Consider the following 17,901-nt stretch of genomic DNA (forward strand, 5'->3'; position numbering starts at 1 on the left):
CACTATGAAGGGCGCCCATTTCGGCGCCCTTTGTTATCGCGCTTAGATCAATCCCCGCCAAACAGCTTGAGCAGGCCTTTCTTAGCCTCATCCTCAAGCTTGTTCTTCAGCGCGTCTTCGATGTGATCGGAATCCGTCACCGTGGTATCCAGTTCTTTACCAACCTTTTCCAAAACCTTCTTCTTTGCGTCGTCTTCCAGTTCTTTAACTTTGCCTTCGGCTGCCGCCTCAATGACTTTGGTTAGGTCCGGCTTGATCGACGGGTCGCTCCACGGACCTTTAATTCGGACGGGTACCGATATCCCCTGCCCTGAGTTGGCGCGCAGGGCGACTGGTGTAAACAGATAATCGATATCGCGAGCTCCTAAGCCAATGCGGCCCGTACCGTCCGCCCGGAAATTATCCAACTGCATCAACAGGTCCTTGTTGGTCAAGTCGCCATTCTTCATCGTAAAGCTGGCCGTAAGGCTGTTGAATACAGTCGTACCACCCGATCCCTTTCCCCGCCCCATAAGGCGGTCAAGATCCAGCCCCGAGATAACGCCCCGCCCGACCTCGATATCTCCTTTGCCGCTGAGCGATCGCATGATCTGATCTTCGCTCTGTCCGACGCCCAGAAATTCAAGATTGCCTGAACCGGTGCCCGAAAGCCTTTTGATATCCCCCAGCGTTTCGAGCGCTTCGTTGATATCGATATTGGCGGCTTTCAGATTTCCACCAACCGACAGACCGTTGCGATTATTGGCGACCACCTGGCCGTTCAATTGCCCCGAGAACAGCGAGGCCGGGTGCATCTGCAATACAGCCCGCGACCGATCAAGGCTGAGTGTCAGATCACTTTTCCCAAAGATCATACCCGGAACCGCAATCGAGGTGGCTTGCAAGCGGATCTTGCCATTTGCCAGCGCCAGAAACGACGCATCAATTGGGGTTTTTGACCACCCTTCCATATCTGAGGCGCCGTCAGAAGCGTTGCCTCCGCTTACCTTCGATAGGTCGAGATCGCCTGCGTTCAGACGCGCAGTCATCTGGGGCGGATTTGAAATCTGGATATCAGCTTCGCCCTCAAGCCGGTTTTGATCCAGAACCGCGATCATGTTGCGCAATGAAATCCGCCCGTCCCGGGTATAGGTCATCTGCCCGGATACGCTCGCGACCTGTCCTAGTCCCTCGGGCACGGTGACTCCTCCGTGACCAAACGCGGCCAGCATCCTTTGGGTGTCCTTGGCCGTGACCGTCGTCTTGCCATCCATTTCGCCGGCCAGATTCACCCGGCCCGAGAACTGAATATCTCCGCCAGGCGCGGTTAGGCTCAGCTGCAACGGCGTGACAGCGCCGCTGGAAAATGCGGGCAAGTCGGGGATGGTAAGGTCCACTGCGACGCTGCCTCCGGGGACGGACATACTGGCTTGCATTTCCATTGGGGCCGTTACGTCAGGCCAGCGGGCCGAAAGATCGACATCGGCAAAATCCATACTAACCGCGCCATTCTCAAGATAGATTAGGCGCGCATTGGTCAGTTCCAACCGCTCGAGCGTGATGGGTCGGCTTTCAACGGCTTGCGCCGTAGCGCCCGTTTGCGAGGAGTTACCTGGCTGATGCAGCTCCCAGTTGCCGCGCCCATCGGCGCGTTCAAGGCGTAGAACCGGGCTATCGGCCAACACCCGTTTGATCCGGATATTCCCAGACAACAACGCCGAGGCATCGACCCCAACCGCGAGGCTTTGGGCGCTTAGCATCGGTTCCGGCCCGGCCCAAGGCGCATTGCCAAATGTCACAGGGCCGGTTTCCATCCCCAATACCGGCCAAAATGACACTTTGACGTCACCGGTCAACGCGAGATCGCGGCCTGTTTGCGCCTTGACTTGTTCAGCAAGTATTGTCGCCAGTTTTTCGCCTGGCATCAGCAGCAAGGCACCAATGACCAGCCCGAAGGCTGCAACTATGAGAAATAGAAAACGAATGAGCCACTTCATGGGTCTGCCTTTCCGGCCTTTCTGCTCTGTTTCAAGTCAGCCCCGAGCGGGCGGGATTTGCAAGGGGAAGCTTTCCCCTCTATATGCCCGGCCATGAGCACGAACCCACCGAACCTCCGCCCCGATCTAGCCCCAGAGGCCCGGATCACCGAGACGCCCCGCCGTGGCCAACCGACCCTTGGAATGGTGTCGCTGGGTTGTCCAAAAGCGCTGGTTGACAGCGAACGCATCCTGACCCGATTGCGGGCCGAGGGGTACGGCATTTCGCCGGACTATACGGGTGCTGATGCCGTTATTGTGAATACCTGCGGGTTTCTGGACAGCGCCAAGGCCGAGTCGCTGGACGCAATTGGCGAGGCATTGGTTGAAAACGGCAAGGTCATTGTGACCGGCTGTTTGGGGGCTGAGCCTGACTATATCCGGGAACACCATCCGCGCATTCTGGCGGTTACAGGACCGCATCAGTACGAACGGGTGCTGGACGCAGTACATGCAGCCGTACCACCCGATCCAAACCCTTATGTCGATCTGCTGCCCGCTTCGGGCGTCAAACTTACCCCGCGCCACTATAGCTATCTCAAGATTTCCGAGGGCTGTAATCATAAGTGCAAGTTTTGCATCATCCCCGACATGCGCGGTAAACTCGCAAGCCGCCCGGCCCATGCAGTGCTGCGCGAGGCTGAGAAACTTGTCGACAGCGGTGTGCGCGAACTGCTTGTGATCTCACAGGATACCTCGGCCTATGGGCTGGATCGTAAGTATGACGTGAACCCATGGAAAGATCGGGAGGTGCGCAGCCATATCACCGATCTGGCACGGGAACTCGGCCAATTCGATGCGTGGGTCAGGCTTCATTACGTCTATCCCTACCCCCATGTGCGCGATTTGATCCCGCTGATGGCAGATGCGGGTAGCAATGTGCTGCCGTATCTCGACATTCCATTCCAACATGCGCATCCCGATGTTCTGAAACGTATGGCCCGCCCTGCCGCCGGGGCAAAAACTCTGGACGAGATTGCCAACTGGCGCGCTATTTGTCCGGATATCACTTTGCGGTCCACGTTCATCGTCGGCTACCCCGGCGAAACCGAGGCAGAGTTCCAGACGCTCCTGGACTGGATGGACGAAGCGCAGTTGGATCGTGTCGGCTGTTTCCAGTACGAAAATGTCGATGGCGCCCGCTCGAACGACCTGCCGGATCATGTCCCGGCCGAGGTCAAGCAAGAGCGATGGGAGCGTTTCATGGAGAAAGCTCAGGCCATTTCTGAGGCCAAGCTGGCAGCAAAGGTTGGCCAAAAACTCGATGTCATCGTAGACGAGGTGGATGAAGAGGCCGCGACCTGCCGCACCAAGGCCGATGCTCCAGAAATCGATGGTAACTTGTTTATCGACGAAGGCTTCGAAGGCCTGAAACCCGGGGATATCGTCACGGTCGAGGTAGATGAAGCCGGAGAATACGACTTGTGGGGGCGTTTGCGCCCCTCGGCGTAACGAAAGGCGTCTGTCCCTAGAACAAGCCGATCAAAATCACGATCCACGCCACTCCGGCAGCGACTGCAGACAACGCCACCGCTGCACTTGCTGCATCCTTGGCTTGCCCCGCCAACGCGTGGTGCTCGGTCGAGGTGTGATCGACGGCACGCTCGATGGCCGTATTAAATAACTCGGCCACCAAGACCAGAATGCCCAAAGCAAGGATCAGCGCCCGTTCTGCCGTACCTAGAGGGAGTGCAAGCGCCAATAAAGCCGAAATCAGGTTGGCCCAAACCCACCCACGAAACGAATACTCTTGCCGCCAGGTTGCAGCCAGGCCCTGCCAGCTCCAGCGGGTACGATCCTTTAGGTGGTCAAAGAATTTGCGCATGGGGTTTCCGATCAGTCGTCCTGCAAGAAGACGTCCGCGACCCACAGCAGAAAGGCAAGAAAAAACCGCCTCGAGGGCGGTGTTCTTTTTAAAGGTGTGCAGGCGGCCCTGCGGTCAGAACCGCCTGCTTAATACTTATTGGGTGACCGGGTTACATACGGTCTGGCCTGCTTCGGTTGTGGCCAGTTCATAGCCTGCCGAGCAACTGGGTGTACCAAACTTGTCATAGTCGGGCTGGATGTAAACCGGGGTCGGTTCCTCTTGCTGCGAGCACGCAGTCAATACAACGGCCGTGGCGCAGATAGCAGCAAATTTCAGTTTCATGTCCATCAATCCTCTATTACTTTTCTGATATTGCCCAGTTTTTCGGGGCCGGTATCAGAATAGGACCAAGAATTTCATATGGCAACCGAATCGATAACGCATTCGTGAATAAAGGCGAAACCACGCTGGAAGGCGGGTTTTCATTCGCAGTCTACCTTTTTTGACAAAGAGCCCTAAACTTTGACTTCGACATCAGCCAAAGACGGAGTAGCCACATGTCAGACGCCCCGATCATCGCCCAGAAATCGCCCTATCCGGTCGAAGTGACCGAAGGAAAAACCTATTTCTGGTGCGCCTGTGGCAAGTCCAAGCGGCAACCATTTTGCGACGGTTCGCACAAAGATACGTCGTTCGAACCCGTAAAATATACTGCTGAGGCCAGCAAAAAGGTGTTTTTTTGTGGCTGTAAGCACTGCGCCAATCCTCCGTTGTGCGACGGAACGCACAATAAGCTCTGAAAGTCAGGTCAAGTCGTTCAAAACCTGAGCATTGGCACAAAAATCAGGTGCTTTCTCAGCCATTCCTTGTTGTGCGGCAAGCCATATCTGACAACGTTCGTCGCATATTGCGCCCCGGCATCGGGTCACCATCTGAGCGTAGTCGGCAGGTGTCAGTTTCCCTTCGGCCATTGCTTCGGTCAGAGAAATCCCTAAGGATCGCGCGACCGAGCGTGTCAGCCAAAAGTGTTTTTCGATCTCGCCCAGTGATGTTCGATCCATTTGATCACCTTTGCTTGCTGACCCTCAAGGTGGCGAACCTGTGCCGGTTTGGGCAGGTGCAGGGCGCGCTTTCCGCCGTTTCGTTCTCGTTCAACCAGTCTGGGCATGCCCGCGCCCATTTGCACCCGCGGCAGAGCTGAACCATATCTGCCCATTCCTGTTGGCTCAGGTGCCCGTCGCGATGTGCGGTGGCAAGGTCGGCTCCCGTCGCCTGTGCCATTCGCAATACAAGGCGAAGATGGGTCATGATCCGTCCAAGTCGTGGCACGGTAGCCCCCTTTGGCGTTACGGCTTGAGCCTGTTCAGCAGCTCGTGATTGCGGCAGTATTCAGGTGTGTCGGGCGCTGTCAGGTTCTGGGCCAGAAACGCCTTGCAATGGCCCGGATTCGGGCATTCCGTGCACTGCAGTACCGCGTCGGAGATTTCGTCGAACTGTAAGGCCCCTTTGATGGCAACTTCTTGCAAATCTACGCCCAGCGTCGTGGCCATCCGATCTACAAGGTCGGCGTGACGTCGCAGCGTTTCACGATCAGACATGCGGTTTCCTTTTCCATTCACTCTATGGAAAGGGTAACGCATGCCCCGCACAGTGCCCTTGACTCAGGTCAATGCCCGGTTGCCAGCTGGTCCAGATAGGCCCGCGTGGCGTCCTGCACGCGGCGAAAGCGGTCCCCGCCCAGCTTCTTGCCACCGTACCAGCGTGTCACGATGATTACGTGATCCGTCAGCTCGGCCCGCTCCATCATCCGCAAAATGACCATTGCTGCGCCAGACTCTCCGTCATCGGCCTTGAGCGCACCGTTTGGCAAGATGGCCGCCCAAGTGTTGTGAGTTGCCTTCGCATATGCCTTGTCGGATTTCAGTTCCGCCAGTACCGCATCGACATCAGCACGACTGGTGACCCCCGCGCCCGTCACAGCATATTTCGACCCGCGATCACTGAGAACGACACCCAATCGGGTTAAGTTGACCATTATCGTAATCCCAGTTCCCGCGCCGTTTGCAACACAACTTCGACCCGCTGGGCATTGGGAGGGTGCGTGGCAAGGAAACGATCACCCGGATCAGGAATGCGTTGGAAGAAAGCCATCCCGACCAGCGGATTATACCCCGCCGCGTAAGTGATCTGTGTCCCCAGACGATCCGCTTCCAATTCGAACTCACGCGTGTAGTTCTGCACCCCGACCTCAGCACCCAGCGCCTGTGCGCGCTCAATCCCTGCATCGTCCGCGCCCTGATTGCGCGCGAGTTCACCGAATATCCGCGCGCTCTCTTTGGCGTTCTGCGCCTGCCGGGCGATGTGACCCAAAATATGGTGGGCGGCCTCATGGCTCATGACAAAGGCCATCTCGTCCGCGTTCTGCGTTGCATCGATCATCGGCTGTGTAAAAACGACTAGCGGCCGCCCATCCTTGTCCAAGGTCTGAAACGCATTCGCTGGGGCCTTTGACGAGAGATCAACCAAAATCACAAAATCACAATTGGCAGTCCTCGATTGGCGGCGGCATTCCCGGCTTGCGGTCGTTCCGACAGCCCGGCTGACCTGCTCGAATACGCGCGCCCTGTCCTTTTGTTCTGATGACGATGGCTGCCATTGATCGGCCGGGATCGCGATAACAGGCGACATATCGCAAGCCGCCAACAGCATCACCAGCAACAGTGCAAGACGGCGCATTCACATTCCTTTCGGTCACTCTGTCGGCAGACAAGCATAGCGCGGCATTTAAGGCCGGGCCACAGCCGATTACAGCTTGCAACGGGTTGCATTGCGATCTTATGCCCTGCACTCTGCACATATGTTTTCAATTGAACACGAATTCGACTCGACGGTGATCACGCTAGTGGACGAAGGCGCAAAGCCTTTGCAAGAGGATGTCGTGATCAACAACTTCGCTGAATGCGTCACGCTTGAGCAGTTGGACCCGCGGACCGATCAGATCCAGAAGATTACCCTGTCACCAGAGCAGGTACGCGATCTGGCCGCTGCGCTGGATTTGCCCGAGGGCGTTTATCAGATACGTGAGTCCGAGAGCACCAAAGACTAATGGTTCCTTTTGGATCTTGCGTCTGGTCACAAGCAGCAATTCAGATTGAATTTGTCGCCTTTTGATGAGCAGTTTGCCCTTGAAAGAGAACAGTATGCCTCCGACATACAGACTGCCATGTGAAGGAAGTTAACATATGACCCTGAAGAACCAAGCTGCGCTGGATTTTCTGCACGCGCGCCGGTCTCGTCCGGCCAAAACACTGGTAGCCCCGGCCCCGACCCGGGAAGAGCTGAGGCCGCTGCTGACTGCTGCAGCGCGCAGCCCGGACCATGGAAAGCTGGAACCCTGGCGTTTTGTTGTTGTCGAGCATGGGGCCATGCAACGCCTTGCAGATCTTACAGAAACTTGTGGTCTCGCCTTGGAAAAATCGCCCGAAGATATCGCCAAGGCGCGCAGCCAATTCGAAATGGGCCATTTGGCGGTTGCTGTTATTGAGGTGCAGAAACCTTCTGACAAGATACCGGCAATTGAACAGACCTATTCAGCGGGTGCGGTATGTCTGGCTCTGCTGAACGCAGCGCTGGCCGCAGGTTGGGGGGCCAATTGGTTGTCCGGCTGGCAATCGCATGATCGCGAGTTTTGCGAACAGGGGCTTGGCTTGGCCGAAAACGAGAAGATTGCAGGCTTTATCCATATCGCAACCGAAGGTACGACCCCTCCCGAACGACCGCGCCCCAATGTGGAGGCACTAACCCAATGGGTTTCCGAATGATCATCATCCAGTCGTTTCTACAGGCGCTGGGACAGATCGGCGACCCAAGATTCCGCAAGGTACTTCTGTTGGGTGTTGGCCTGACATTCGCGTTGTTGGTGGCTGCCTATGCCGGATTTTTGTGGCTGATCAACGCGCTGGTCGGCGATCAGGCCACCTTGCCAATACTGGGTGAGGTGACATGGTTGAACGACCTGCTCAGCGTGTCATCATTCCTGCTGATGATGGTGCTGTCGGTGTTTCTGATGGTCCCCGTTGCGTCAGCCATCACCTCGATGTTTCTGGATGAGGTCGCACAGGCGGTTGAGGATAAGCATTACCCCGGTCTGCCGCTGGCTCAGCGCATCCCCTTTGGCGATGCGCTAAGGGATACGCTCAGTTTTCTGGGTGTACTGATTGTTGCCAACCTGTTGGCATTGATCCTCTATGCACTCTTCACGCCATTCGCGTTGTTTATCTTTTGGGGTATGAACGGGTTTCTTCTGGGGAGAGAATATTTCACCCTGGCTGCGATGCGCCGACTGGGGCGCGAGGGGGCGCGAAAGCTGCGCGCGAAGCACGCGACAACCATTTGGGTCGCCGGTATTCTTATGGCAGTCCCGCTCTCTGTGCCATTGGTCAACCTGTTGATCCCGATCCTAGGAGCGGCGACCTTCACACACATTTATCACGGTCTGTCGGGTAGCCGAACCTGAGCTACTCGCGCGGCTCCAGTTGGTTTAGCCAATCGAAATCGCGCACGCTGATTACGCCAGAGATAATGATACCTGCAATGATCGCCCACAGCACCACCGATATCCCGGTGGTAATCCACAGCTTCTTCTTCATGTGATGGACTTCCGGCGCACCCGCATGAGTGCCCGGAACAATATCCCCCAGATCCCCCTGCGTTTTGATGCGCACAGGCAGTACAATAAGCAAGGTCAGAAACCAAATTACAGCGAAAAGAACCAGAGCGGCGGTAATGGTCATCGACTTCAGACCTGCTCCAGCTCAACGAGGCATCCGTTGAAATCCTTCGGGTGCAGGAACAACACCGGTTTGCCATGCGCTCCGATCTTGGGTTCACCCGATCCGAGAACGCGCGCACCGGTCTCTTTCAGATGATCGCGGGCTGCGATGATATCCTCGACCTCATAGCAGACATGGTGGATACCGCCTGATGGGTTCTTTTCCAGAAATCCGTTGATCGGGCTGTTCTCACCCAGCGGATACAGCAATTCGATCTTGGTGTTGGGTAGTTCAATAAAGACCACGGTGACCCCATGATCCGGCTCATCCTGTGGAGCGCCGACTTTGGCGCCAAGCGCATTGCGATACTGGGCCGATGCGGCCTCTAGGTCGGGAACAGCAATGGCTACGTGGTTCAGGCGACCAATCATGGGACTCTCCTTCCTTCTGCGTTGCAGCGGTTATGGGGGCAGTATACCCAAAGGACAAGTGCGCCAAATCGTCGTTAACCCTGTATTAGCCAGAAGTTCCTAGCGTGAGGCATCTGCTAAACAGGAGTTCTGCCATGGACGATTCGGGACCTTTCGCCTCTCCGGCGCTGGCCACCAAGATGCGACCGCTGCTGGGCCAAACAATCCTTGTGGTCGAAGACAGCCGCTATGCGTGCGATGCAATACGATTGATGTGCTTGCATAGCGGTGCGCGTATCCGTCGTGCGGATTGTCTGAAATCAGCGCGGCGCCATCTGCAAATCTATCGTCCCTCGGTCCTGATCGTCGATATGGGTCTTCCAGACGGGTCCGGCGCTGACCTGATAGCCGAAATGACCCATGCTGTACCCCGCATCGGTGTCATTCTCGGGCTGTCTGGCGATGACAGCATGCAGGTTATCGCCAGACGCGCAGGTGCAGATGGGTTTCTGGCCAAACCCCTGACCTCGGTCGCTTATTTCCAGACCTCGATACTTGAACTTCTGCCCGAAGATCGCCGCCCAGTAGGTCTGGATTTCGTCAGGGATAATATCGTTCAGCCCGATCCGCTGGCTTATCGGGACGACATGGCCCATATCGCCGACGTGCTTACCGGCCCCACTGATCAGCGCGCATTGGATTATGCGGTACAATTCCTGCAAAGCGTTGCGCGAGACGCCGAAGATACTGTGCTTGCCGAAGCAGCCCGGGACCTCGCCCAATCTCGTGCGCAGGGGACACCGGTCACCGCCCAGGCTGCACGGATTGCGGGTCTGGTTCAGGATCGGCTCGAACGGCAAGAGGCGATCTGAGATGCTGACCGCTTACTTTATTACCGCATCGATCCTTTGCATCTGGGTCTACCGCCTGACACGACAGACGGCCAAGAGCATCCGCAATCGTCGGAATGCCGCAAATCCACTGGATTGAGTTGAGCTTGTTTTGAGACCACCACGCAACTCGGATTTGCGTGGCGCGGCGAATACACCGATTGTATTGCACTGCCCCAAACGTAAACCGCCCGCTCAGGGCGGGCGGCTAGATTTAGTCTTGCGGGATGATCCTGAGACCCAGTTCCATCAACTGATCCGAGGTCGGATCGGATGGCGCATCCATCATCAGGTCTTCGGCGCGCTGGTTCATCGGGAACATCATGACCTCGCGGATGTTGGCCTCATCCGCCAGCAGCATCACGATCCGGTCGATCCCTGCGGCACAGCCGCCGTGCGGCGGGGCGCCGTAGTGGAAGGCATTGAACAGTGCGCCAAAGCGGGACTTCACTTCGTCCTCACCATAGCCCGCCAGTTCAAAGGCTTTCAGCATGATCTCGGGTTTGTGGTTCCGGATGGCACCCGAAACCAATTCGTAGCCGTTACAGGCCAGATCATATTGGTACCCGCGTACGTCCAGAGGGTTGCCCTGCAAAGCTTCCATCCCGCCCTGCGGCATCGAGAAGGGGTTGTGTTCAAAATCAATCGCACCGGTTTCTTCGTCCTGCTCGTAGATCGGGAAATCGACGATCCAGGCAAAGGCAAAGCGGTCTTTCTCGGTGAGGTTCAGTTCATCTCCGATCACGTCACGGGCCTTACCGGCCACCTTCTCAAAGGCTTTTGGCTTACCACCCAGGAAGAACGCGGCATCACCGACGCCCAGACCCAATTGCTGACGGATCGCCTCGGTTCGTTCGGGGCCGATGTTCTTGGCCAGTGGACCTGCGGCCTCCATACCCTCGCCCTGATCACGCCAGAAAATGTAACCCATACCGGGCAGACCTTCTTTCTGGGCAAATGCGTTCATACGGTCACAGAATTTGCGGCTGCCACCGCTCGGCGCTGGGATAGCGCGGATTTCGGTGCCTTCCTGCTCCAACAGCTTCGCGAAAATCGCGAAGCCAGAACCGCGGAAGTGGTCAGAGACCACTTGCATCTTAATGGGGTTCCGCAGGTCAGGCTTGTCGGTGCCGTACCATAGGGCTGAGTCCTTGTAGGAAATCTGCGGCCACTCCTGATCGACCTTGCGCCTGCCCCCGAACTCTTCGAACACACCAGTCAGCACGGGCTGGATGGTGTCGAACACATCCTGCTGCTCGACGAACGACATCTCTAGGTCGAGTTGATAGAAATCGGTGGGCGATCGGTCTGCACGCGGGTCTTCATCGCGGAAGCAGGGTGCAATCTGGAAATATTTGTCGAAGCCCGACACCATGATCAGCTGTTTGAATTGCTGCGGGGCCTGCGGTAGGGCGTAGAACTTGCCCGGATGTAGTCGCGAGGGGACCAGAAAGTCGCGTGCGCCTTCGGGCGACGATGCGGTAATGATCGGTGTCTGATATTCACGGAATCCCTGATCCCACATCCGGCGGCGCATGGATGCGACAACGTCCGAGCGAAGGGTCATGTTTTGCTGCATCGCCTCGCGTCTTAGGTCGAGGTAGCGATAGCGCAGACGTGTTTCCTCGGGGTATTCCTGATCGCCGAACACCATCAACGGCAATTCGTCGGCAGCACCAAGAACCTCCAGCTCACGCACATAAACCTCGATCTCGCCTGTCGGCAGTTTCGGGTTAATGAGATCAGCGTCGCGGGCCTTGACAGTGCCGTCGATGCGGATGCACCACTCGGACCGTACCTTTTCCAGTTCAGCAAATGCCGCACTATCGCCGTCGCACAAAACCTGGGTAACACCGAAATGGTCGCGCAGGTCGATGAACAGCACGCCGCCGTGATCTCGGACACGATGCACCCAACCGGACAGGCGGACGGTTTCACCGACATTGGCGGCGGTCAGAGCGGCGCAGGTGTGGCTGCGATAGGCGTGCATGGATCATATCCCTTCGGGCGCAGAATTCGTCGCGCCGATACACCCCGTCAGGCTTGGAAAGTCAAGGCGGGTCGCGCCGTCAAAACGGCCTTTGCACGTTGCCCGAGTAGAAATAGACGCCCAGCCCTGCCGCAAAGATAATATTACCGGCAATTGCGTGCAGAAGAACTGCATAAAAGAATGATCCGCGCTTGCGGTAGGCCCAGGTGAACAGGAGGCCTCCGACGAAAGTCATGATGGCTACGACCCAGCTCCAGTACATGAGGTGCGCAAGCGAAAACAGGCCAGCGTTCAAAAGGTATGCGGCCCGCCCTTCAGGTAGGATCGCGTGATAGCGTCGGAAAAAGAGAGAGCGAAAAAGCAGCTCTTGTGGCAGAGCGGATAACAACGGGTAGCCGATACAGATGAATATCAACATCTCTGGCCGATGCAGCAGCAAAACAAAGGCTGCATCCGGTCGCGCCCACAGCACCAGGGCGGAACAGAAGGCAGCCATGAACAGGGTAAATGCAAAGACTTCGGTCCACGACCAGTTTCGCCAGCCATACCGAAGCTCCGCCCAGGAAAAACCGGGCGTATCCTGCAGCAGCAGTATCCCCAGTCCGGTAAACGCAAAAAGCGAGGGGAACATCCAGTTTGGCGGGAACAATGTCGCGATGGCTATGGGAACCGCCACAAAAAAGAGCACAAACTCAATCCTGAGGCGTGAGTTGGTAACAGGGGTCTCCACCCATTCGGTATTTTTGCTCAAGGTGCCACAAGCTCCGCACGGATCAGCCCCCGAAGGGAATTTCCACAGTGGATAGATTGCGCGTTTTTTAGATCGGTCAAGGTCAGAACGGATTCGGTAACTTCTTTATTATCCAACAATTCCTCGCGCAAAACCCCGGGAAGCAATCCGCATCGCAGTGAGGGCGTCAGTCGTCTGCCGTCGGGCATGGTCAGGAACAGGTTCGTGATAGTGCCCTCGCAAAGCTCATCCCGTTCGTTCAAAAACAAAAGCTCATCAACTCTTAGCGGCAAGCCCGCCCGCGCCATGTCATAGACGGCCCGTCGGGTCGTTTTGTAACCCAGCCAGATATCCGATGATGATAGTCTCTGTTTGGCCAAATCCACACGCCAGACGGACGGATTGGCAGCCAATTCTCCGGACGTCAGTTCAAATTTGCCATCCGCGTCCAAGGTCAAACGGCAGCGCAATGCAATCTCACCCAAACTCGCATCCAAAATCGTCCAAGCGGCGGTTCGGTCAAAATCAATGCCGAACTTCTGTGCTGTGCGCGCCATGCGGGCCAAATGACGATCAAGCCTGACGAACCCCTGCCCCGGCCTGTAGGCCAAAGTTTCGATCAGACGGAAATCAGGCTCAGTTGGTGGGCGAAGCGGGCTTTCCATAGCGCCTCCTCATATTCCGATGGCGCGGTGCTGTCCCAGACCAGCCCGCCGCCTACGTTAAGGGTCGCCTTGCCGCCTTCAACCATGAGGGTCCGGATGGCCACGTTGAATTCCGACCGACCGTCCGGGGCCGCCCAACCGATGGTTCCGCAATAAACATCGCGAGGCCAAGGTTCCAGTTCGGACAGGATCTCCATCGCGCGAATCTTTGGCGCTCCGGTGATTGATCCGCACGGGAACAGGGCGGTCAGAATATCAGAAAGGCCTACGCCAAGGTGTAACTGCGCCTGCACAAGCGAGACCATCTGATGGACAGTCGCATAGGTCTCAACCTTGAACAGCTCGGGTACTTTCACCGATCCGGCCAGCGCGACTCGGCTAATATCGTTGCGCAGCAGATCGACGATCATCAGATTTTCGGCCCGGTTCTTTTCATCCGAAGACAGGAAAGCGCGTCGACGCTCGTCTTCGACCGGGTCCTCGCTGCGCGGTTGAGTTCCCTTCATCGGGCGCGTTTCGATCCGGCCCTCGGCGTCGGTTCGGAAAAAAAGTTCCGGCGAACGGCTCAGCAGATCAGGCAGCCCCTCCTGCTCAACCAAGGCGCCGTGGCCGACGGGTTGACCAGCCGCAAGCGCCGCATAAAGCGCGACGCTGTCTCCGGTTACATCGAGATCAATTGGGAAGGTCAGATTTGCCTGATAAATGTCACCCGCACCAATCGCCTCATGCACTGTACGAAAGGCCTGCGTATATCGCGCCTCGTCCCAGCGGGGCTGAAACGCAGTGACACTGCCCGACGCCTTTGGCAGTCCAACGCGATCCGGTGCGTCAAACACACCGAAACACAGTAGTGGCAGGCGTCGTCCTTCTGGCAGCCGGTCTGCCAGACGTGGTTCTAGCACGTAGCCCAGCTCATAACTTGCGTACCCTGCCAGCCAGGCCCCATCCGCGCGCGCCTGATCCAGCGCCGCCAGAGCCTGGGGCACCTCAGCCGCGTTATCCGCGCGGATAATCCGGGACGGACGCTCAAACCGGGTTCCGCGCCCAGCTGGTCCTTGATCGAAACGAATACGCAATTGCATCCTCATTTGCCGTGCTGCGCGGTATAGAGAATAGCGCGCCAAGGGAAAGAGGGGAAAGCGGCAATTTCAAACCCGTTTCCGATACCTCTTGCACCTTTTCGCGCGGTCCCTATAACGCAGGACAATTTGGGCGCTGGGGCGGTGCCCTGACTCGCGGACAATTGAAGGGGCCAAGCCATGCCGAGAAGAACCGACATCCAGTCGATCATGATCATCGGGGCAGGCCCCATTGTTATCGGTCAGGCCTGCGAGTTCGACTATTCCGGCGCTCAGGCATGTAAGGCGCTGCGCGAGGAAGGCTATCGGGTCATTCTGGTGAACTCGAACCCTGCAACGATCATGACCGACCCGGGGCTAGCCGATGCGACCTATATCGAGCCGATCACGCCCGAAGTTGTCGCCAAGATCATCGAAAAAGAACGCCCCGATGCCCTACTGCCCACTATGGGCGGACAGACCGGCCTGAACACCTCGCTGGCGCTGGAAGAGATGGGCGTGCTGGATAAGTTCAACGTCGAGATGATCGGCGCCAAGCGAGACGCGATCGAAATGGCCGAAGACCGCGCCCTGTTCCGCGAGGCGATGGATAGGTTGGGCATCGAAAACCCCAAGGCCGAGATCGTGACGGCCCCCAAGGATGAGAACGGCAAGAAAGATCTCGACGCCGGTGTGGCACTGGCGCTTGAAACCCTCGAAACAGTTGGTTTGCCCGCCATCATCCGCCCCGCCTTTACGCTGGGCGGCACCGGCGGCGGTGTCGCATATAACCGCGAGGATTATATCCATATTTGCCGCTCGGGTATGGATGCGTCCCCCGTCGGTCAGATCCTGATCGATGAAAGTCTTCTGGGGTGGAAAGAATACGAGATGGAGGTGGTGCGCGACACCGCTGACAACGCCATCATCGTGTGTTCCATCGAAAACGTCGACCCGATGGGCGTGCATACCGGTGACTCGATCACCGTGGCCCCTGCCCTGACGCTGACCGACAAAGAATACCAGATCATGCGCAATCACTCGATTGCCGTGTTGCGCGAAATCGGCGTCGAAACCGGCGGCTCGAACGTGCAATGGGCGATCAACCCGGTAGATGGCCGCATGGTCGTGATCGAGATGAATCCGCGTGTATCGCGCTCTTCTGCGCTGGCCTCGAAGGCGACCGGTTTCCCGATTGCCAAGATCGCCGCAAAACTGGCCGTTGGGTACACGCTGGACGAGCTGGACAATGACATCACCAAGGTCACCCCAGCCTCGTTCGAGCCGACCATCGACTATGTTGTCACCAAGATCCCGAAATTTGCCTTTGAGAAATTCCCCGGTTCCGAACCCTACCTGACCACCGCGATGAAGTCGGTGGGTGAGGCCATGTCCATCGGCCGCACCATTCACGAATCGATGCAAAAGGCTCTGGCCTCGATGGAGTCGGGTCTGACAGGCTTTGATGAGATCGAAATCCCCGGTCTGAACGTCGGAGTCTGGGAAGAAGCCGACGACAAGGCCGCCGTGATCAAGGCGATCAGCCAGCAGACCCCCGATCGTCTGCGCACAATCGCGCAGGCCATGCGTCACGGCCTGACCGACGATGAGATTTTCGGCGTCACCAAGTTCGACCCATGGTTTCTGTCCCGCATCCGCGAGATTATCGAGGCCGAGCGCACCGTGCGTAAAGACGGCTTGCCGGTAACCGAAGACGGTATCCGCAAACTGAAAATGCTGGGCTTCACCGACGCGCGTCTGGGCAATCTGACCGGCCGTGACGAAGACAACGTCCGCCGCGCCCGCCGCAATCTGGGTGTGAACGCCGTCTTCAAACGCATCGACACCTGTGCGGCTGAGTTCGAGGCGCAGACCCCCTATATGTACTCGACCTACGAAGCCCCGATGATGGGTGAGGTCGAATGCGAGGCACGTCCAAGCGACCGCAAAAAGGTCGTCATCCTTGGTGGTGGTCCGAACCGGATCGGCCAGGGCATCGAGTTCGATTACTGCTGCTGCCACGCCTGTTTCGCGCTGACCGAAGCCGGATATGAGACCATCATGGTCAACTGCAACCCCGAGACGGTCTCAACGGACTATGACACCTCGGACCGTTTGTATTTCGAGCCGCTGACCTTCGAACACGTCATGGAAATCCTTACGAAGGAACAGGAAGCCGGCACGCTGCATGGAGTGATCGTTCAGTTTGGCGGGCAGACCCCGCTGAAACTGGCCAATGCGTTGGAGGCTGAAGGTATCCCGATCCTCGGTACCACGCCCGACGCGATCGACCTCGCCGAAGATCGTGAGCGTTTCCAGGCGCTGGTCAATGAACTGGGCCTGAAGCAGCCCAAGAACGGCATCGCCTCGACCGACGAAAAGGCGCTGGAAATTGCCGAAGAAATCGGCTTCCCGCTGGTCATCCGCCCCTCCTATGTTCTGGGCGGCCGCGCGATGGAAATCGTGCGCGATATGGATCAGCTACGCCGCTACATCAATGAGGCCGTAGTGGTCTCGGGCGACAGCCCGGTTCTTCTGGACAGCTATCTGGCCGGTGCGGTCGAACTGGACGTGGACGCGCTGTGCGACGGTAACGACGTGCATGTTGCAGGCATCATGCAGCACATCGAAGAGGCCGGCGTGCACTCGGGCGACTCGGCCTGTTCGCTGCCGCCTTATTCGCTGTCGAAAGAGATCATCGAACAGATTAAGGATCAGGCGTTCAAGCTGGCCAAGGCGCTGAATGTCGTCGGCCTGATGAACGTGCAGTTCGCCATCAAGGATGACGAGATTTACCTGATTGAGGTCAACCCTCGTGCCAGCCGCACCGTGCCTTTTGTGGCTAAAGCCACTGACAGCGCCATTGCCTCTATCGCTGCGCGTGTAATGGCCGGTGAGAAACTGGCGAACTTCCCGAAACGCCCTCCGTACAAAACGGTCGATGACACCAAAATCGCCGACCAGATGACGCTGGCCGACCCGAACATGCCGTGGTTCTCGGTGAAAGAAGCCGTATTGCCTTTCGCCCGCTTCCCCGGCGTTGACACCATCCTGGGCCCCGAAATGCGTTCGACCGGAGAGGTCATGGGCTGGGATCGCGACTTCCCGCGCGCTTTCCTGAAAGCACAAATGGGGGCCGGTATGGTGCTGCCCAGCGCAGGTCGTGCGTTTATCTCGATCAAGGATGCGGACAAAGGGCCGGATATGCTCGAAGCAGCGCGTGTTCTGGTTGAGCAAGGCTTTGAGCTTGTTGCGACCCGCGGCACACAAGCCTGGCTGACTGAAGAAAGTGTGCCGTGCGGCGTGGTCAACAAGGTGTACGAAGGCCGCCCGGATGTGACCGACCTGATGAAGGACGGCGGCGTGCAGCTGGTCATGAACTCGACCGAAGGCGCACAGGCGGTGGAAGACAGCCGATCAATCCGGTCGATCGCGCTGTATGACAAGATCCCCTATTACACCACAGCCGCAGCAAGCTATGCCGCCGCGCTGGCGATCAAGGCGCAGGCCGAAGGCGATGTTGAGGTGAAATCGCTGCAGGGCTAAGCCCCGGCAATGGTATGA

21 protein-coding genes are annotated in these 17,901 nt (G+C 57.5%); 7 read left to right on the top strand and 14 right to left on the bottom strand.

The genetic code is table 11. From position 1 onward, the window contains the following. Positions 1-47: 47 nt before the first annotated feature. Positions 48-1,976, bottom strand: coding sequence for an AsmA family protein (locus tag ACR0JG_RS01435; RefSeq protein WP_480567312.1), 1,929 nt, complete (start codon positions 1,974-1,976; stop codon positions 48-50). 93 nt (positions 1,977-2,069) lie between these two features. Between ACR0JG_RS01435 and rimO the strand changes: the two genes are divergently transcribed. Beyond that, positions 2,070-3,467 (top strand): 30S ribosomal protein S12 methylthiotransferase RimO, encoded by a 1,398-nt coding sequence (gene rimO, locus ACR0JG_RS01440; RefSeq protein WP_480567314.1) that lies wholly within the window; start codon positions 2,070-2,072, stop codon positions 3,465-3,467. A gap of 16 nt (positions 3,468-3,483) precedes the next feature. Here the strand turns inward: rimO and ACR0JG_RS01445 are convergent, their stop codons facing one another. Both ACR0JG_RS01445 and ACR0JG_RS01450 read right to left on the bottom strand, forming a co-directional pair. Next, a complete protein-coding gene (locus ACR0JG_RS01445) occupies positions 3,484-3,840 on the bottom strand; it encodes a diacylglycerol kinase (RefSeq protein WP_170420629.1) in 357 nt (118 codons plus the stop codon). Positions 3,841-3,975: 135 nt separating this feature from the next. Then, entirely contained in the window at positions 3,976-4,164 is a 189-nt protein-coding gene (locus tag ACR0JG_RS01450; protein WP_255611743.1) for a hypothetical protein, read from the bottom strand. 215 nt (positions 4,165-4,379) lie between these two features. On the opposite strand from ACR0JG_RS01450, the gene ACR0JG_RS01455 reads away from it, so the two are divergent. Next, positions 4,380-4,622 carry a CDGSH iron-sulfur domain-containing protein gene (locus tag ACR0JG_RS01455; protein WP_010441831.1) on the top strand — a complete coding sequence of 81 codons (243 nt, stop codon included), beginning with the start codon at positions 4,380-4,382 and terminating at the stop codon, positions 4,620-4,622. A 3-nt stretch (positions 4,623-4,625) separates the two neighbouring features. On the opposite strand, the gene ACR0JG_RS01460 is transcribed toward ACR0JG_RS01455, so the two are convergent. From ACR0JG_RS01460 to ACR0JG_RS01480, 5 genes are all read right to left on the bottom strand, one after another. After that, the gene (locus ACR0JG_RS01460) at positions 4,626-4,883 is read right to left on the bottom strand and encodes a DUF6455 family protein (RefSeq protein WP_170512454.1); all 258 of its coding nucleotides are present in this window, start codon (positions 4,881-4,883) and stop codon (positions 4,626-4,628) included. Positions 4,884-4,887: 4 nt separating this feature from the next. Next, positions 4,888-5,151 carry a DUF6455 family protein gene (locus ACR0JG_RS01465; RefSeq protein ID WP_480567316.1) on the bottom strand — a complete coding sequence of 88 codons (264 nt, stop codon included), beginning with the start codon at positions 5,149-5,151 and terminating at the stop codon, positions 4,888-4,890. A gap of 17 nt (positions 5,152-5,168) precedes the next feature. Next, complete coding sequence (locus ACR0JG_RS01470; protein WP_480567317.1) at positions 5,169-5,420, bottom strand: DUF6455 family protein; 252 nt, start codon at positions 5,418-5,420, stop codon at positions 5,169-5,171. Between the two features lie 68 nt (positions 5,421-5,488). Further along, positions 5,489-5,857 (bottom strand): YigZ family protein, encoded by a 369-nt coding sequence (locus ACR0JG_RS01475; RefSeq protein ID WP_170392333.1) that lies wholly within the window; start codon positions 5,855-5,857, stop codon positions 5,489-5,491. After that, positions 5,857-6,558, bottom strand: coding sequence for a M48 family metallopeptidase (locus ACR0JG_RS01480; RefSeq protein WP_170392335.1), 702 nt, complete (start codon positions 6,556-6,558; stop codon positions 5,857-5,859). Before ACR0JG_RS01480 ends, ACR0JG_RS01475 begins: the two co-directional genes overlap by 1 nt. 121 nt (positions 6,559-6,679) lie before the next feature. On the opposite strand from ACR0JG_RS01480, the gene ACR0JG_RS01485 reads away from it, so the two are divergent. From ACR0JG_RS01485 to ACR0JG_RS01495, 3 genes are all read left to right on the top strand, one after another. Further along, complete coding sequence (locus tag ACR0JG_RS01485; protein ID WP_170392337.1) at positions 6,680-6,928, top strand: hypothetical protein; 249 nt, start codon at positions 6,680-6,682, stop codon at positions 6,926-6,928. A gap of 136 nt (positions 6,929-7,064) precedes the next feature. Further along, on the top strand, positions 7,065-7,643 hold the full coding sequence (locus ACR0JG_RS01490; RefSeq protein ID WP_480567318.1) for a nitroreductase family protein: 579 nt from the start codon (positions 7,065-7,067) through the stop codon (positions 7,641-7,643). Next, positions 7,640-8,338, top strand: coding sequence for an EI24 domain-containing protein (locus ACR0JG_RS01495; RefSeq protein ID WP_480568995.1), 699 nt, complete (start codon positions 7,640-7,642; stop codon positions 8,336-8,338). The genes ACR0JG_RS01490 and ACR0JG_RS01495 overlap by 4 nt, the downstream gene beginning before the upstream one ends. A 1-nt stretch (position 8,339) precedes the next feature. Here the strand turns inward: ACR0JG_RS01495 and ACR0JG_RS01500 are convergent, their stop codons facing one another. Both ACR0JG_RS01500 and mce read right to left on the bottom strand, forming a co-directional pair. Beyond that, the gene (locus ACR0JG_RS01500) at positions 8,340-8,615 is read right to left on the bottom strand and encodes a DUF1467 family protein (protein ID WP_170392343.1); all 276 of its coding nucleotides are present in this window, start codon (positions 8,613-8,615) and stop codon (positions 8,340-8,342) included. 5 nt (positions 8,616-8,620) lie between these two features. Continuing rightward, a complete protein-coding gene (gene mce / locus ACR0JG_RS01505) occupies positions 8,621-9,025 on the bottom strand; it encodes a methylmalonyl-CoA epimerase (protein WP_010441821.1) in 405 nt (134 codons plus the stop codon). 134 nt (positions 9,026-9,159) lie between these two features. Here mce and ACR0JG_RS01510 point away from each other — a divergent pair, with 134 nt between their 5' ends. After that, positions 9,160-9,876 carry a response regulator gene (locus tag ACR0JG_RS01510; protein ID WP_480567319.1) on the top strand — a complete coding sequence of 239 codons (717 nt, stop codon included), beginning with the start codon at positions 9,160-9,162 and terminating at the stop codon, positions 9,874-9,876. A 232-nt stretch (positions 9,877-10,108) separates the two neighbouring features. On the opposite strand, the gene aspS is transcribed toward ACR0JG_RS01510, so the two are convergent. The 4 genes from aspS to ACR0JG_RS01530 form a co-directional block, all read right to left on the bottom strand. Continuing rightward, a complete protein-coding gene (aspS, locus tag ACR0JG_RS01515) occupies positions 10,109-11,884 on the bottom strand; it encodes an aspartate--tRNA ligase (RefSeq protein ID WP_480567320.1) in 1,776 nt (591 codons plus the stop codon). Between the two features lie 79 nt (positions 11,885-11,963). Then, complete coding sequence (locus ACR0JG_RS01520; RefSeq protein WP_480503528.1) at positions 11,964-12,572, bottom strand: CPBP family intramembrane glutamic endopeptidase; 609 nt, start codon at positions 12,570-12,572, stop codon at positions 11,964-11,966. A gap of 59 nt (positions 12,573-12,631) precedes the next feature. Then, positions 12,632-13,279, bottom strand: a complete 648-nt coding sequence (locus tag ACR0JG_RS01525; protein WP_170392351.1) for an aminotransferase class IV family protein — start codon at positions 13,277-13,279, stop codon at positions 12,632-12,634. Next, positions 13,234-14,361: an aminodeoxychorismate synthase component I gene (locus tag ACR0JG_RS01530; RefSeq protein ID WP_170401766.1), complete on the bottom strand. Its 1,128-nt coding sequence runs from the start codon at positions 14,359-14,361 to the stop codon at positions 13,234-13,236. Before ACR0JG_RS01530 ends, ACR0JG_RS01525 begins: the two co-directional genes overlap by 46 nt. 177 nt (positions 14,362-14,538) lie before the next feature. Here ACR0JG_RS01530 and carB point away from each other — a divergent pair, with 177 nt between their 5' ends. Continuing rightward, a complete protein-coding gene (gene carB / locus ACR0JG_RS01535) occupies positions 14,539-17,883 on the top strand; it encodes a carbamoyl-phosphate synthase large subunit (RefSeq protein ID WP_480567321.1) in 3,345 nt (1,114 codons plus the stop codon). Positions 17,884-17,901 lie beyond the last annotated feature (18 nt).

This window comes from Ruegeria sp. AD5 (assembly GCF_056542345.1).

What these genes read in the sequence shown, in the direction of transcription:
- ACR0JG_RS01450 (WP_255611743.1), bottom strand. Translation starts at nt 4,164, where the DNA reads ATGAAACTGAAATTTGCTGCTATCTGCGCCACGGCCGTTGTATTGACT.
- carB (WP_480567321.1), top strand. Translation starts at nt 14,539, where the DNA reads ATGCCGAGAAGAACCGACATCCAGTCGATCATGATCATCGGGGCAGGC.
- ACR0JG_RS01435 (WP_480567312.1), bottom strand. Translation starts at nt 1,976, where the DNA reads ATGAAGTGGCTCATTCGTTTTCTATTTCTCATAGTTGCAGCCTTCGGG.
- ACR0JG_RS01480 (WP_170392335.1), bottom strand. Translation starts at nt 6,558, where the DNA reads ATGCGCCGTCTTGCACTGTTGCTGGTGATGCTGTTGGCGGCTTGCGAT.
- ACR0JG_RS01470 (WP_480567317.1), bottom strand. Translation starts at nt 5,420, where the DNA reads ATGTCTGATCGTGAAACGCTGCGACGTCACGCCGACCTTGTAGATCGG.
- ACR0JG_RS01445 (WP_170420629.1), bottom strand. Translation starts at nt 3,840, where the DNA reads ATGCGCAAATTCTTTGACCACCTAAAGGATCGTACCCGCTGGAGCTGG.
- aspS (WP_480567320.1), bottom strand. Translation starts at nt 11,884, where the DNA reads ATGCACGCCTATCGCAGCCACACCTGCGCCGCTCTGACCGCCGCCAAT.
- ACR0JG_RS01485 (WP_170392337.1), top strand. Translation starts at nt 6,680, where the DNA reads ATGTTTTCAATTGAACACGAATTCGACTCGACGGTGATCACGCTAGTG.
- ACR0JG_RS01495 (WP_480568995.1), top strand. Translation starts at nt 7,640, where the DNA reads ATGATCATCATCCAGTCGTTTCTACAGGCGCTGGGACAGATCGGCGAC.
- ACR0JG_RS01475 (WP_170392333.1), bottom strand. Translation starts at nt 5,857, where the DNA reads ATGGTCAACTTAACCCGATTGGGTGTCGTTCTCAGTGATCGCGGGTCG.
- mce (WP_010441821.1), bottom strand. Translation starts at nt 9,025, where the DNA reads ATGATTGGTCGCCTGAACCACGTAGCCATTGCTGTTCCCGACCTAGAG.
- ACR0JG_RS01500 (WP_170392343.1), bottom strand. Translation starts at nt 8,615, where the DNA reads ATGACCATTACCGCCGCTCTGGTTCTTTTCGCTGTAATTTGGTTTCTG.
- ACR0JG_RS01460 (WP_170512454.1), bottom strand. Translation starts at nt 4,883, where the DNA reads ATGGATCGAACATCACTGGGCGAGATCGAAAAACACTTTTGGCTGACA.
- rimO (WP_480567314.1), top strand. Translation starts at nt 2,070, where the DNA reads ATGAGCACGAACCCACCGAACCTCCGCCCCGATCTAGCCCCAGAGGCC.
- ACR0JG_RS01490 (WP_480567318.1), top strand. Translation starts at nt 7,065, where the DNA reads ATGACCCTGAAGAACCAAGCTGCGCTGGATTTTCTGCACGCGCGCCGG.
- ACR0JG_RS01530 (WP_170401766.1), bottom strand. Translation starts at nt 14,361, where the DNA reads ATGCAATTGCGTATTCGTTTCGATCAAGGACCAGCTGGGCGCGGAACC.
- ACR0JG_RS01510 (WP_480567319.1), top strand. Translation starts at nt 9,160, where the DNA reads ATGGACGATTCGGGACCTTTCGCCTCTCCGGCGCTGGCCACCAAGATG.
- ACR0JG_RS01525 (WP_170392351.1), bottom strand. Translation starts at nt 13,279, where the DNA reads ATGGAAAGCCCGCTTCGCCCACCAACTGAGCCTGATTTCCGTCTGATC.
- ACR0JG_RS01455 (WP_010441831.1), top strand. Translation starts at nt 4,380, where the DNA reads ATGTCAGACGCCCCGATCATCGCCCAGAAATCGCCCTATCCGGTCGAA.